General features: G+C 66.4%; 12 protein-coding genes and 1 tRNA gene. All 13 read right to left on the reverse strand.

Annotated features, from left to right (window positions below):
• Positions 1 to 17: 17 nt before the first annotated feature.
• Positions 18 to 1280: a 2-oxoglutarate dehydrogenase complex dihydrolipoyllysine-residue succinyltransferase gene (gene odhB / locus Tther_RS06520; RefSeq protein ID WP_143902116.1), complete on the reverse strand. Its 1263-nt coding sequence runs from the start codon at positions 1278 to 1280 to the stop codon at positions 18 to 20.
• Positions 1281 to 1368: 88 nt separating this feature from the next.
• Positions 1369 to 4251 (reverse strand): 2-oxoglutarate dehydrogenase E1 component, encoded by a 2883-nt coding sequence (locus Tther_RS06525; protein ID WP_143902118.1) that lies wholly within the window; start codon positions 4249 to 4251, stop codon positions 1369 to 1371.
• A 213-nt stretch (positions 4252 to 4464) separates the two neighbouring features.
• Complete coding sequence (locus Tther_RS06530; RefSeq protein ID WP_143902120.1) at positions 4465 to 4836, reverse strand: ArsR/SmtB family transcription factor; 372 nt, start codon at positions 4834 to 4836, stop codon at positions 4465 to 4467.
• Positions 4837 to 4921: 85 nt separating this feature from the next.
• Positions 4922 to 6826, reverse strand: a complete 1905-nt coding sequence (locus Tther_RS06535; protein WP_143902122.1) for a propionate--CoA ligase — start codon at positions 6824 to 6826, stop codon at positions 4922 to 4924.
• A 130-nt stretch (positions 6827 to 6956) separates the two neighbouring features.
• Positions 6957 to 7031: transfer RNA gene (locus tag Tther_RS06540), tRNA-Val, on the reverse strand.
• A gap of 37 nt (positions 7032 to 7068) precedes the next feature.
• Positions 7069 to 7791, reverse strand: a complete 723-nt coding sequence (gene dnaQ, locus Tther_RS06545) for a DNA polymerase III subunit epsilon (protein WP_143902124.1) — start codon at positions 7789 to 7791, stop codon at positions 7069 to 7071.
• Between the two features lie 9 nt (positions 7792 to 7800).
• Positions 7801 to 8139 carry an ISC system 2Fe-2S type ferredoxin gene (fdx, locus tag Tther_RS06550; RefSeq protein WP_143902126.1) on the reverse strand — a complete coding sequence of 113 codons (339 nt, stop codon included), beginning with the start codon at positions 8137 to 8139 and terminating at the stop codon, positions 7801 to 7803.
• Positions 8140 to 10026, reverse strand: coding sequence for a Fe-S protein assembly chaperone HscA (gene hscA / locus Tther_RS06555; protein ID WP_143902128.1), 1887 nt, complete (start codon positions 10024 to 10026; stop codon positions 8140 to 8142). It lies immediately after the preceding gene.
• Between the two features lie 5 nt (positions 10027 to 10031).
• Positions 10032 to 10550 (reverse strand): Fe-S protein assembly co-chaperone HscB, encoded by a 519-nt coding sequence (hscB, locus tag Tther_RS06560; protein WP_143902162.1) that lies wholly within the window; start codon positions 10548 to 10550, stop codon positions 10032 to 10034.
• Positions 10551 to 10557: 7 nt separating this feature from the next.
• Entirely contained in the window at positions 10558 to 10881 is a 324-nt protein-coding gene (iscA, locus tag Tther_RS06565; RefSeq protein ID WP_143902130.1) for an iron-sulfur cluster assembly protein IscA, read from the reverse strand.
• Between the two features lie 84 nt (positions 10882 to 10965).
• Positions 10966 to 11361 (reverse strand): Fe-S cluster assembly scaffold IscU, encoded by a 396-nt coding sequence (iscU, locus tag Tther_RS06570; RefSeq protein WP_143902132.1) that lies wholly within the window; start codon positions 11359 to 11361, stop codon positions 10966 to 10968.
• A 28-nt stretch (positions 11362 to 11389) separates the two neighbouring features.
• Positions 11390 to 12610, reverse strand: a complete 1221-nt coding sequence (locus Tther_RS06575; protein WP_143902134.1) for an IscS subfamily cysteine desulfurase — start codon at positions 12608 to 12610, stop codon at positions 11390 to 11392.
• A 31-nt stretch (positions 12611 to 12641) separates the two neighbouring features.
• A complete protein-coding gene (gene iscR / locus Tther_RS06580; RefSeq protein WP_143902136.1) occupies positions 12642 to 13172 on the reverse strand; it encodes a Fe-S cluster assembly transcriptional regulator IscR in 531 nt (176 codons plus the stop codon).
• Positions 13173 to 13262: the final 90 nt, after the last annotated feature.

The following is a 13262-nucleotide window of genomic DNA, read 5'->3' on the forward strand; positions in this document are numbered from 1 at the left end:
GGGTTGACTCCGTCGCCTCAGATGTTGAACAGCAGCCGCGCGGGGTCTTCCAGCGCTTCCTTCATCGCCACCAGGCCCAGCACCGCCTCCCGGCCGTCGATGATGCGGTGGTCGTACGACATCGCCAGGTAGTTGATCGGGCGAATGACGATCTGGCCGCTTTCCACCACGGGGCGCTCCTTGGTCGCGTGCACACCCAGGATGGCCGACTGCGGCGGGTTGATGATCGGGGTGGACAGCATGGAGCCGAACACGCCGCCGTTGGAGATGGAAAACGTCCCGCCGGTCATCTCGTCGATGCTGAGCTTGCCCTCCGCCGCGCGCTTGCCAAAGTCGGCAATCTTTTTCTCGATGTCGGCAAAGCTCATTTGGTCGGCGTTGCGCAGGATGGGCACGACCAGGCCACGCGGCGAGCCCACCGCGATGCCGATGTCGAAATAGCCGTGGTAGACGATGTCGTTGCCATCCACGCTGGCGTTGAGGATGGGGAACTTCTTGAGCGCGTGCACCGCCGCTTTGACGAAAAAGCTCATGAAGCCGAGCTTGACGCCATGCTCCTTCTCGAAGCGCTCTTGGTACTTCTTGCGCAGCTCCATGACCGGCGCCATGTTGACCTCGTTGAAGGTGGTCAGGATGGCATTGGTCGCCTGCGATTGCAGCAGCCGCTCCGCGATGCGGGCGCGCAGACGCGTCATGGGCACACGCTGTTCGGGCCGGTTGGCCAGCTCCGCCGGCAAACCGACGGGCGCGCTGACCTGCGGCAGCACGCGCGTGGGTGCCCCGGTCGGGATGGCGGCGGGCGCGCTCGCCGCGGGCTTGGGCGCGGCCACCGCCGCCAGCACATCGCCCTTGGTCACCCGGCCATCTTTGCCGGTGCCGGCCACCGACCCGGGCGCCAAGCCGTGGTCAGCCATGAGCTTGGCGGCCGCCGGCATGGCCACACCAGCCATGCTGCCCGCCGCCGGTGCCGGGGTTGCCACAGCCGGCGCGGTGGCGGGTGCGACGGGCGCAGCAGGCGCCGCCGCGGCCACGGCCTTGCCCTCGGTATCGACCTTGGCGATGACCTGCTCGGACACCACCGTCCCACCGTCGCCCACGACGATCTCGGCCAGCACGCCAGCGGCCGGCGCGGGCACTTCCAACACGACCTTGTCGGTCTCGATTTCGATCAGGATCTCGTCGGCGGCAACCGTGTCGCCGACCTTCTTTTTCCATTGCAGCAGCGTGGCTTCCGCCACCGACTCGGACAGCTGCGGCACTTTGACTTCAACGATGGCCATGGTGTGTTCTTCCTCAACGAATGCGTGAAAAGGGGGGTGCGGCACGGCGGGCGCACGGCCCATCGCGTGCGCCTACCGTGCACAGGTATCACTTGGACAGGATGAAACCCTTGAGCCGGCCGAAGGCAGCCTCCACCAGCGCCTTTTGCTGCTCCTGGTGCAGGTGCGCGTAGCCCACCGCCGGCGAGGCGGATGCGGCACGCCCGGCGTAACCCAAACGCTGGCCATCGAGCATGTTTTCGTGGATGTTGTGCTGGACGAAGAACCAGGGCCCCTGGTTTTGCGGTTCGTCCTGGCACCACACGATGTCGGTGGCGTTGGGGTAGCGCTTCATCTCAGCCGCAAAGGCCTTGTGCGGGAACGGATAGAGCTGCTCGATGCGCACGATGGCGACATCGTCGGCCCCCTTTTCCTCGCGCTTTTTCACGAGGTCGTAGTACACCTTGCCCGAGCACACGATGACGCGCTTGACGCGCTGGGCGTTTTTCACGACGTCGGCGTTTTGCTCCGGGATCACGGTCTGGAAGCTGCCCTTGGTGAATTCGGACAGCGGCGAGGTGGCATCCTTGTTGCGCAGCAGCGACTTCGGCGTGAAGACGATGAGCGGCTTGCGCAGGTTGCGCACCATCTGGCGGCGCAGCACGTGGAAGATCTGGCTGGCCGTCGTGGGCTGCACGATTTGCATGTTGGTGTCGGCCGCCAGCTGCATGAAGCGCTCGATGCGCGCCGACGAGTGCTCCGGCCCCTGCCCTTCGTAGCCATGGGGCAGGAACAGCGTGATGCCGTTGACACGGCCCCACTTGACCTCACCCGAGGCGATGAACTGGTCGATCACCACCTGCGCACCGTTGGCGAAGTCACCAAACTGGGCTTCCCAGATGACCAGGGTATTGGGGTCGCTCGAGGCGTAGCCGTACTCGAAGCCCAGCACCGCCTCCTCCGACAGGATGGAGTCGATGACGGTGAACGGCGCCTGGTTCTCCGCCACGTTCTGCAACGGGATGTAGGTGCCTTCGTCCCACTTCTCACGGTTCTGGTCGTGGATGACGGCGTGGCGGTGCGTGAAGGTGCCGCGGCCGCAGTCCTCACCCGACAGCCGCACCGCGTAGCCGCTGGCCACCAGCGACGCAAACGCCATGTGCTCGCCCATGCCCCAGTCGACGTTGAGCTCGCCACGGCCCATGGCGGCGCGGTCAGCCAGCACCTTTTTGACCAGTTGGTGTGGCGTGATGTTGTCCGGCACGGTGGTGATGCGCTCGGCCAGGCGCCGCCACTCGGTCAGCGGAATGGCGGTGTCGCCCGCATCGGTCCATTTTTTGCCGAGGAAAGGTGTCCAATCGACCGCGTACTTGCTCTTGTAGTCGGTGAGCACGGGCTCCACGGTGCGCCGCCCCTCCTCAAGCATGGCGCGATAGGCCTTGACCATGTCCTCCGGCCCTTCGGGCGGCAAAATGCCTTGCGCAATCAGCTTGTCGCCGTAGAGCTTGCGCGTACCTGGGTGCTGGGCGATTTTTTTGTACATCAGCGGCTGCGTCAGCGACGGCGTGTCCTGCTCGTTGTGGCCCAGCTTGCGGAAGCACACGATGTCGATGACCACGTCCTTTTTGAACGTCTGGCGGAACTCCACCGCCAGTTGCGTGGCCAGCACCACCGCTTCGGGATCGTCGCCGTTGACGTGCAACACCGGCGCTTCGATCATCTTGACCACGTCGGTGCAGTACAAGGTCGAGCGGCTGTCGCGCGGGTCGGACGTGGTAAAGCCGATCTGGTTGTTGATGACGATGTGCACCGTGCCGCCGGTGTAGTAACCGCGCGTCTGGGCCAGCGCCAGCGTTTCCATCACAACGCCCTGGCCGGCAAACGCCGCATCACCGTGCACCAGCACCGGCAGCACCTGCTCGCCCTTGCGGTCACCGCGGCGGTCCATACGCGCGCGCGCCGATCCTTCGACGACGGGGTTGACGATTTCCAGGTGCGAGGGGTTGAACGCCAGGCTCAGGTGCACCGGACCGCCCGGGGTGGACACGTCGGAGCTGAAGCCCTGGTGGTATTTGACGTCCCCTGCGGGCAGGTCTTCCGGCGCGGTGTGCTCGAACTCCGCGAACAAGTCCTTGGGCATCTTGCCCATGACGTTGACCAGCACGTTGAGGCGGCCGCGGTGCGCCATGCCGATGACGACCTCTTGCACGCCGCGCGCGCCGGCTTGCTGGATGAGCTCCTCCATCGAGGCGATGAAGCTCTCGCCCCCTTCCAGCGAGAAGCGCTTCTGCCCCACGTATTTGGTGTGCAGGTAGCGCTCCAGCCCCTCGGCCGCGGTCAGGTTTTCGAGGATGTGCTTCTTTTTGTCCGCGGTGAAGTTGGGTTTGCTGCGGATGCTCTCGAGTTTTTCCTGCCACCAGCGCTTTTGCTTTTGGTCGCTGATGTACATGTACTCGGCGCCGAGGGTGCCGCAGTAGGTCTCACGCAGCGCGTTGAGCAGCTCGCGCAGCGACATCGTCTCCTTGCCGAAGTAGGTGTTGCTGGTGTTGAACACCGTCTCCATGTCGGCATCGGTGAAGCCGTAGAACGCTGGGTCGAGCTCGGGGATGTTTTCGCGCTCGGTGCGCTTGAGCGGATCGAGGTTGGCCCAACGCACACCCAGGTTGCGGTAGGCCGCGATGAGCTGCTGGGCGGCCACGCGCTTGCGTCCCAGGTCGGAGTCGGCCCCATACGCCGCCACCACCTGCGTGGTGCCCTGCTTGGCCATTTCGGCAAAGGCGGCGATGACCGGCATGTGCGGGACATCGCGCGCATCGCTGCCGTCGACGGCGGGCACGTGCTGCAGCGCGTCGAAATAATCGCGCCACGAATCCGGTACGCTGGTGGGGTCGGTGAGGTATTTTTCGTACAACTCTTCGACGTATGGCGCATTGCCACCGAAGAGGTACGAGCTGCCATTGAAGGCCTGGTAGACGCTTGTGGTCTCGCTCATGGAATCGCTGACCTCCGTCTCCCTGCAGGAGACTTACGGGTTGGAACAACCTTCCGCGACACGGCTGAACCGGTTGGCGGACGCGACAGTGACACTGGAAGGGCCTGTGCAGGCCGCATTGTGCCACCAAAGTTCAGCGGCGGCACACTTTTTTGCCGGCCGATATCGGCCGCCGGCTGGCACGCTCCACGGGCGGACGCGCCCCGCCGTGGCTCAGGCGCGCCGTGGCGCCAAACGGCGCGCGAGCGGCACGTCGCCGGCGTCGTCCAATTCGATGGCGATTTGCGTGCACACCGTGCGACACAACGCCACCGCCTGCTCGCTTTGCACCCGGTAGTAGACCTGCGTGCCTTCCTTGCGCTTGGCCAAAACGCCCGCGCGGTAGAGCAAGTTCAAATGCTGCGACAAGTTGGGCTGCGTGGTGTCGATTTCCGCGAGCAGCTCGGAAACCGATTTTTCCTTGTCGCACAACGCATTGAGGATGCGCAGCCGGGTCGGGGTGGCCAAAATGCCAAACAGCTCCGCCGCCAGCTCAAAAACGCGGTCTTTGTCGGCGTGAGCCTCGTGATCAGACAGTGTTTGCATATATAAGCGCGCAGTCGTTGTGGGCCCATCATACCCACAAATCGACCGCGCGCCAAAACCGCCTGGCGGCTGGTGCACCCGCGGCTCAGGCGGCCGGCTGCACCAGGTCGCGGATCTGCTGCAAGGCGCTGGGATCGTCCAGCGTGGTCAAGTCGCCCGGGTCACGCCCCTCGCAGACCGCCTGGATGGCGCGCCGCAGCAGCTTGCCACTGCGCGTCTTGGGCAGCAACGATACGAAGCGCACGCGCGCCGGGCGCGCCACCGCACCCAGCTGCTCATCGACGAGCTTCATGATCTCGCCTTCCAGGCGCAACGCATCGGCCTCGGTGGCGGCGCGCGACGGGTCTTTGAGCACCGCAAACGCCATCGCCACCTGGCCCTTGAGCGCGTCGGCCACGCCCACCACGGCCACTTCGGCCACCGCCGGGTGGCTGGCAATGCTCTCCTCGATCTCGCGCGTGCCCAGGCGGTGGCTGGCGACGTTGATCACGTCGTCGGTGCGGCCGAGGATGGTGTAGTAGCCTTCTTCGTCGCGCACGCCCCAGTCGAAGGTGCTGTACATCTGGCGCCCGGGGATGCTGGACCAGTAGGTCTTGACGTAGCGCTCGTCATCACCCCAGACGGTTTGCAGGCAGCCCGGCGGCAGTGGGTACTGCACGGCGATGACGCCCTTGCGGCCGGGCTCGGTGATTTCCTCGCCGGTGTTTTCGTCGATCAGGCGCACGTCAAAGCCGTAGACCGCTTTGCCGGGGGAGCCGAATTGGGTTGGCGCGGGCTCGACCCCGTTGCAAATGGCCAAAATGGGCCAGCCGGTTTCGGTTTGCCAATAATTGTCGATGATGGGCTTGCCAATGGCCTGCGCCATCCAGGTCGCGGTGGGCTCGTCCAGCGGCTCACCGGCCAGGAACAAGGCGCGCAGGCTGCTCAGGTCGTACCGGGTGAGGTAGGCGGGATCCTGTTTTTTGAGCACGCGCGCCGCCGTCGGCGCCGTGAACATGATGCTGACGCGGTAGTCCTGCACCAGGCGCCACCAGATGCCGGCGTCGGGCCGTATCGGCGTGCCCTCGTACATGATGGTGGCCATGCCGTTGATGAGCGGCCCGTAAATGATGTAGCTGTGGCCGACGACCCAGCCAATGTCGCTGGTCGAGAAATAAGTCTCGCCGGGCTGCGCCATGTAGATGTGGCGCATGGATGCCGCCAACGCCACCGCGTAGCCGCCGGTGTCGCGCTGCACGCCTTTGGGGCGGCCCGTGGTGCCGCTGGTGTAGAGGATGTAGCTCGGGTGGGTGCTGTCCACCCATTCGCACGGCACCTGCGCATCCCGATGTTGCTCGCGCAGGGCGGCGTAGTCCACATCGCGCCCGGCTACGGGGTCCAGCGGTGCCAGGCCGCGGTTGACCATGAGCACCCGCTCGGGCTTGTGGTGGGACAGCCGGATCGCTTCGTCGAGCAGGTGCTTGTAGGGCACCACCTTGCCGGCGCGCATGCCCGCGTCGGCGCTGACGATGACCTTGGGCGTCGCGTCGTCGATGCGGGTGGCAAGGCTGTGGCTGGCAAAGCCGCCAAACACGACCGAGTGGATGGCCCCGATGCGCACGCAAGCCAGCATGGCAAAGGCCGCCTCCGGGATCATGGGCATGTAAATGAGCACGCGATCGCCCTTGCCCACGCCCAGCGCGCGCAGGATGGCGGCCATGCGCTGCACCTCGACGTGCAGCTCGCCGAAGGTGTAGGCGCGCTCGGTGTTGGTTTCCGTGGAGACGTAGATCAGCGCGTTTTGGTCGGCGCGCGTGGCCAAGTGCCGATCGACCGCGTTGTGGCACAGGTTGGTCAAGCCACCTTCGAACCAGCGCACAAAGGGTGGGCGCTCGGTGTTGCACACGCGATCGAAGGGCCGCTGCCAGTCGATCAGGCGCGCCTGTTCGCTCCAGAAGGCGTCGCGCTCATCGATCGAGCGGCGGTAGAACGAGGCGTAATCAGGGCTCATGGGGCTCTCCTCGGGATGCATCAAAACCCCGCCATTATGGAATGGGGCCTTGCGCCGTCCTGACAGCCGCGCGCGACACCGCCTGTCGCCATGAAAAAACCCCGCAGACCGTTGATCTGCGGGGCATGTATGGTGGGTGATCCAGGGTTCGAACCTGGGACCCCTGCCGTGTGAAGGCAGTGCTCTACCGCTGAGCTAATCACCCTGTCGCGATGAACGCTATTGTAGCCGATTTTTCGGGGCTATCCGGCGGCGTCGGGGGGCGTTTCGCAGCGGCGCCAGACGGTGCGGCCTTGGGACTCCTTGTCCAGCGCCGCCAGCAGCTCGGCGTGGGCCGCCAGCTCCGCTTCACTGGCACGCAGCACCGGCAGCTCGAAACCCGAGAGGTCGCGCCGCTCGACACGCCCGCGGGCGAGCGTCTCACCCTGCACGTCGATGACCAGCGACTCCTGGCCGCGTGTCATGTAGATGTAGACGTCGGCCAGCAGCTCGGCGTCGAGCAGCGCCCCGTGCAACTGCCGGCTGGAGTTGTCCACGCCCAGCCGGTCGCACAACGCGTCGAGCCCGTTGCGCTTGCCGGGCCAGAGTTCCTTGGCCATGACCAGCGTATCGATCACGCCGCGCACCACGCTGCGGGTGGGCCCCAGCCCCAGGCGGGCGAATTCCGCGTCCAAAAACCCCAGGTCGAACGGCGCGTTGTGGATGATCAGCTCGGCCCCCTGCAGGTAGTCGAGCAGCTCGGGCGCCACCTCGGCAAAACGCGGCTTGTCGGCCAAAAATTCCAGCGTGATGCCGTGCACGCGCAGCGCATCCTCGTGGATGTCGCGCTCGGGGTTGAGGTAGTAGTGCCGGTTGTTGCCGGTCAGCCGGCGGTTGACCAGTTCGACACAGCCGATTTCGATGATGCGGTCCCCGTCCTGCGGGGACAGCCCGGTGGTTTCGGTGTCGAGAACGATCTGGCGCATGGGACGCGCTCAATGCCGCTCACGGGCGTGGTTGATGGAGTAGCGCGGGATTTCGATGGTCACGTCGCGCGTGCCCAGCCGGGCCTGGCAACTCAGGCGTGACTGCGGCTCCAGCCCCCAGGCTTTGTCGAGCATGTCTTCTTCTTCCTCGCTGGCCTCGTTGAGCGACTCGAAGCCCTGCCGGACGATGACGTGGCAGGTGGTGCAAGCGCAGCTCATCTCGCACGCGTGCTCGATCTCGATGTCATGGTCGAGCAACGCCTCGCACAGCGACGTCCCGGTGGGCGCATGGATGGTGGCGCCTTGGGGGCAGTACTCGGGATGGGGCAAAACGGTGATGGCGGGCATTCAAAGATTCTCCACGTGCTGGCCTGCCAGGGCTTGGGCGATGCTGCGGTTCATGCGGCGGGCGGCAAAGTCCTCGGTGCCTTTGGCCAGCGCCTCGGTGGCCGCTTCGATGGCGGCGGCGTCCGTCCCGGCGCGCGCCGCTTCGACGGCGGCGATGAGCGCCTGCACCGCCTCATGCTCGGCGGCGGACAGCAGGTCGCCATCGGCGGCCAGCGCGCTGCGGGTGGCCTCGACCATGCGCTCGGCTTCGACGCGCGCCTCGATCAGGGCGCGCGCCCTCATGTCCTGCTCGGCCGTGGCAAAGCTGTCTTGCAACATGCGCGCGATTTGGTCGTCGGTCAGGCCATAGGCGGGTTTGACGTCGATGTGCGCCTCCACCCCGGTGCTTTGCTCGCGCGCGGTCACGGTCAGCAACCCATCCGCATCGACGCTGAAGGTGACGCGAATGCGCGCCGCCCCGGCCGCCATCGGCGGGATGCCACGCAGCTCAAAGCGCGCCAGGCTGCGGCAGTCCTTCACCAAGTCGCGCTCGCCCTGCACCACGTGCAACGCCATGGCGGTTTGCCCGTCGCGGTAGGTGGTGAAGTCCTGCGCCCGCGCGGTGGGGATGGGGGTGTTGCGCGGGATGATGCGCTCGACCAGGCCCCCCATGGTTTCCAGCCCCAGCGACAGCGGGATGACGTCGAGCAGCAGCAGCTCCCCGTTGGGGTCGTTGCCCGCGAGCTGGTTGGCCTGTATCGCAGCGCCGATGGCCACCACCTCGTCCGGGTTGAGGTTGGTCAAGGGCGCGCGGCCAAACAGCGCCGTGACGGCCTGCCGAATCACGGGCATGCGGGTGGAGCCCCCCACCAGCACCACACCCTGCACCTCATCGGGCTCGACACGGGCGTCGTGCAACACGCGGCGCACGGCGGCCAGCGTGCGCTCGGTCAGGTCGCGCGTCGCGGCCTCGAAATCGGCCGCGTGCACGGTCACCGGCACGGTGCCGCCGGGGCTTGGGACCGACAGCGTCGCGCGGTCCTGAGCGCTGAGCGCCTCTTTGGCGCGGCGCGCTTCGGCCAGCAGCCCCGCGCGCTCGCGCGCCGGCAGGGCGGCCACCTGGGCGCCAGCGGCGGCGCGGGCCAGCGCCCAGTCGGCCAGGGCGCGGTCGTAGTCATCACCGCCCAGGGCCGAATCCCCGCCCGTGGCCACCACCTCGAACACCCCGCGTGTCAGACGCAGCAGCGAGACATCGAACGTCCCACCACCCAGGTCGTACACCAGATAGAGCCCCTCGCTGGCGTTGTCCAGCCCGTAGGCGATGGCGGCGGCGGTGGGCTCGTTGAGCAGCCGCAGCACGTTGAGACCGGCGAGCCGCGCAGCGTCTTTGGTCGCCTGGCGCTGCGCGTCGTCGAAATAAGCCGGCACGGTGATCACCGCGCCGTACAGCTCTGCGTCGAACGTGTCTTCGGCGCGCTGGCGCAGCGCGGCCAGGATCTCGGCGCTGACCTCGACCGGCGTTTTGTCGCCCGCCACCGTGCGGACCACGACCCCGCCGGGCCCCTCGGCCACGGTGTAGGGCAGGCGCGCGGCCACGCCGTCGCGCTCGATGTCGGCCAGGGCCCGGCCCATCAGGCGTTTGACGGAGCTGATGGTGTTGGCCGGATCGTCCACCTGCGCCGCGAGCGCTTCGTGGCCGATCTGGCGCGACGGCCGCGCACCGGGGGGCAGGTAGCGCACGACGCTGGGCAGAATCACCCGTCCGTGCTCGTCGGGCAGGCATTCGGCCACCCCATGCCGGACGGCGGCCACCAGCGAGTGGGTGGTGCCCAGGTCGATGCCAACGGCAATGCGCCGCTGGTGCGGGTCGGGCGTTGCGCCCGGCTCGGAAATTTGCAACAAAGCCATGAATGTCAATGCGTGGCGCCGGACAACCGTGCGCGCACGGTGTCGGCAAAGCGTTCGATGAACATGAGCGCCCTGACCTGCGCGACCGCCGCCACGGCATCGCCACGCGCGTCGATGGCCTCCTGCAGCGCTTGCAGGCGCTCGTGCCGCTGCGCCTGCACCGCGTCGAGCAGCGCGCGCATGTCATCCGCCGTGCGTGCCTCGTCGAGCGCCTCGCGCCACTGCATCTGCTGCACCAGAAAATCCGCGGGCATGGCGGTGTTGGACTCGGCGCCAACCGGCACCCCGTGCAACTCGCACCAGTACGCCGCACGGCGCACCGGATCGCGCAAGCGCTGGTAGGCCTCGTTGATGCGGGCCGACCATTGCAGCGCCACGCGCTGGGCCGCGCCGCCCTGGTGGGCGTAGCGGTCCGGGTGCGCCAGGCGTTGCAGGTGCTTCCAGCGCTCCTGCAGCGCCGCGGGGTCCAGCGCAAAGCGCCGGGGCAGGCCAAACAGCGCGAAGTCGTCGGCCTGCAGCGACAGCGGCGCCTCAGACACGGAACGACTCGCCGCAGCCACAGCCGTCTCGCTCATTGGGGTTGTGGAATTTGAAGCCCTCGTTGAGGCCCTCGCGCACGAAATCGAGCTCCGTGCCGTCGATGTAGGGCAGGCTCTTGGGATCGACCAGCACTTTGACGCCGTGCGCTTCGAACACCACGTCCTCGGGCGCGATCTCGTCGGCGTACTCGAGCTTGTAGGCCAACCCGGAGCAGCCCGTGGTTTTGACGCCCAGGCGCACGCCCACGCCCTTGCCCCGGCGGGCCAGGTATTTTTGGACGTGTCGGGCGGCGGCTTCGGAAATCGTGACGGCCATATCGTGGTCAGAGCATGCGGCAAAGAGGAGGAACCGATGCCGGGCGGCCCGGGGCCGCCCGCGGCGACGGTGGACGGATGCGGCTTACGCCGGCGTCGTCGCGTGCTTTTTCTTGTAATCCTCGACCGCTGCCTTGATGGCGTCTTCGGCGAGGATGGAACAGTGTATCTTGACCGGCGGCAGGGCCAGCTCTTCGGCGATCTGGCTGTTCTTGATTTGCGTGGCTTCTTCAAGCGTCTTGCCCTTGACCCACTCGGTCACGAGCGAGCTCGATGCGATGGCCGAGCCACAGCCGTAGGTCTTGAAGCGCGCGTCCTCGATGATGCCGGTCTGCGGATTGACCTTGATTTGCAACTTCATGACGTCACCACAGGCCGGTGCGCCCACCATGCCGGTGCCGACGTTTTCCTCACTTTTGTCGAAGCTGCCGACGTTGCGCGGGTTTTCGTAGTGGTCGATGACCTTGTCGCTGTATGCCATGGTGCGTTCTCCTGGTGTGCGGGCGGGGTCAGTGGGCCGCCCATTGGATGCTGTTGAGATCGATGCCTTCCTGGTACATCTCCCACAGTGGGGAGAGCGCGCGCAGTTTCTCGACGTTGGTCTTGATGGCGTTGATCGCGTAGTCGATCTCGGCTTCGGTGGTCCAGCGGCCGATCGTCATGCGCAGGCTGCTGTGGGCCAGTTCGTCGCTGCGGCCCAGGGCGCGCAGCACATAGCTGGGCTCCAGGCTGGCCGATGTGCACGCCGAGCCGCTGGACACCGCCACACCCTTGATGCCCATGATGAGGGATTCACCCTCGACGTAATTGAAGCTCATGTTGAGGTTGTGCGGCACCCGGCGCGTGGGGTGGCCGTTGACGAAGGACTGCTCGATTTGGCTCAACCCCGCCAGCAGCCGGTCGTGCAGACGCTGGATGCGCGGCAGCTCGGTGGGCATTTCGGCCTTGGCGATGGCAAACGCCTCGCCCATGCCCACGCACTGGTGGGTGGCCAGCGTGCCCGAGCGCAGGCCGCGCTCGTGGCCGCCGCCGTGCATCTGCGCTTCCAGCCGCACGCGCGGCTTGCGCCGCACGTACAGCGCGCCGATGCCTTTGGGGCCATAGGTCTTGTGAGAGGCCAGGCTCATGAGGTCGATGGGCAGTTGGCGCAGGTCGATGTCGACCTTGCCCGTGGCCTGCGCCGCATCGCAATGGAAGATGACGCCTTTTTCGCGGCAGATGGCGCCGATGGCGGCCACATCCTGTATGACACCGATTTCGTTGTTGACCAGCATCACACTGGCCAGGATGGTGTCCGGCCGGATTGCGTCGCGGAACGCGTCGAGGTCCACCAGACCGTCTGCATCGACATCCAGGTAGGTGACCTCGAAGCCTTCGCGCTCCAGGTGGCGGCAGGTGTCGAGCACGGCCTTGTGCTCGGTCTTGACCGTGATGATGTGCCGCCCCTTGCCCTGGTAGAAATGCGCCGCCCCCTTGAGCGCCAGGTTGTTGGACTCGGTGGCGCCACTGGTCCAGACGATTTCGCGCGGGTCGGCGCCGATCAGATCGGCCACCTGTTCGCGCGCATGCTCGACGGCCTTTTCCGCCTCCCAGCCCCAGGCATGGCTGCGCGAGGCCGGGTTGCCGAAGTGCTCGTACAACCACGGCACCATTTTGTCCACCACGCGCGGATCGACCGGGGTGGTGGCGCTGTAGTCCAGGTAAATGGGAAAGTGCGGGGTGTGGCTCATCGAAGACTCCGGTCAGGGGTGTGGGGCAGGATCACTTGGCGAGCGCGGCGAGCGCGAACACCGAATTGGGCGCGTTGACGCGCACGGGCTTGACCACCGGCGTGGGCGAGATGGCCCGTTTGATCGAGGGCGCCGGCTCCACCACCACCCCCTTGGCCAGTTGATCGTCGACCAGCTTTTGCAGCGTGACCGAGCGCAAAAACTCCACCATGCGCTCGTTGAGCTCCGCCCACAGGTCATGCGTCATGCAGGGTTGCCCGTCGCCGTGGCAATTCTCCTTGCCGCCGCACTGGGTGGCGTCGATCGGCTCGTCCACCGACAGGATGATGTCGGCAACGGTGATCTCCGACGCGCGCCGCCCAAGCGTGTACCCGCCGCCCGGCCCGCGCGTGGATTCGACCAGCCGATGCCGGCGCAGCTTGCCAAAGAGCTGCTCCAGATAGGACAATGAAATATGTTGGCGCTGGCTGATGGCCGCCAGCGTCACGGGGCCGCTGGCCTGGCGCAGCGCCAGATCGATCATCGCCGTGACGGCGAACCGGCCTTTGGTGGTCAGGCGCATGGCAAACTCCTGGTAGACCCGACGACATGGGAATACCGGTGTATTCCCTACTGTTTTCGTCAAGTATACCAAAAGTTGAACGTTTTGCTC

Origin of the sequence: Tepidimonas thermarum (assembly GCF_007556705.1) — a bacterium.
GTDB classification, from domain to species: Bacteria; Pseudomonadota; Gammaproteobacteria; order Burkholderiales; family Burkholderiaceae_C; genus Tepidimonas; species Tepidimonas thermarum.

Bases quoted from the DNA above. Each gene is read 5' to 3' on its own strand.
- odhB (WP_143902116.1), bottom strand. From the start codon at position 1,280: ATGGCCATCGTTGAAGTCAAAGTGCCGCAGCTGTCCGAGTCGGTGGCG.
- Tther_RS06525 (WP_143902118.1), bottom strand. From the start codon at position 4,251: ATGAGCGAGACCACAAGCGTCTACCAGGCCTTCAATGGCAGCTCGTAC.
- Tther_RS06530 (WP_143902120.1), bottom strand. From the start codon at position 4,836: ATGCAAACACTGTCTGATCACGAGGCTCACGCCGACAAAGACCGCGTT.
- Tther_RS06535 (WP_143902122.1), bottom strand. From the start codon at position 6,826: ATGAGCCCTGATTACGCCTCGTTCTACCGCCGCTCGATCGATGAGCGC.
- dnaQ (WP_143902124.1), bottom strand. From the start codon at position 7,791: ATGCGCCAGATCGTTCTCGACACCGAAACCACCGGGCTGTCCCCGCAG.
- fdx (WP_143902126.1), bottom strand. From the start codon at position 8,139: ATGCCCGCCATCACCGTTTTGCCCCATCCCGAGTACTGCCCCCAAGGC.
- hscA (WP_143902128.1), bottom strand. From the start codon at position 10,026: ATGGCTTTGTTGCAAATTTCCGAGCCGGGCGCAACGCCCGACCCGCAC.
- iscA (WP_143902130.1), bottom strand. From the start codon at position 10,881: ATGGCCGTCACGATTTCCGAAGCCGCCGCCCGACACGTCCAAAAATAC.
- iscU (WP_143902132.1), bottom strand. From the start codon at position 11,361: ATGGCATACAGCGACAAGGTCATCGACCACTACGAAAACCCGCGCAAC.
- Tther_RS06575 (WP_143902134.1), bottom strand. From the start codon at position 12,610: ATGAGCCACACCCCGCACTTTCCCATTTACCTGGACTACAGCGCCACC.
- iscR (WP_143902136.1), bottom strand. From the start codon at position 13,172: ATGCGCCTGACCACCAAAGGCCGGTTCGCCGTCACGGCGATGATCGAT.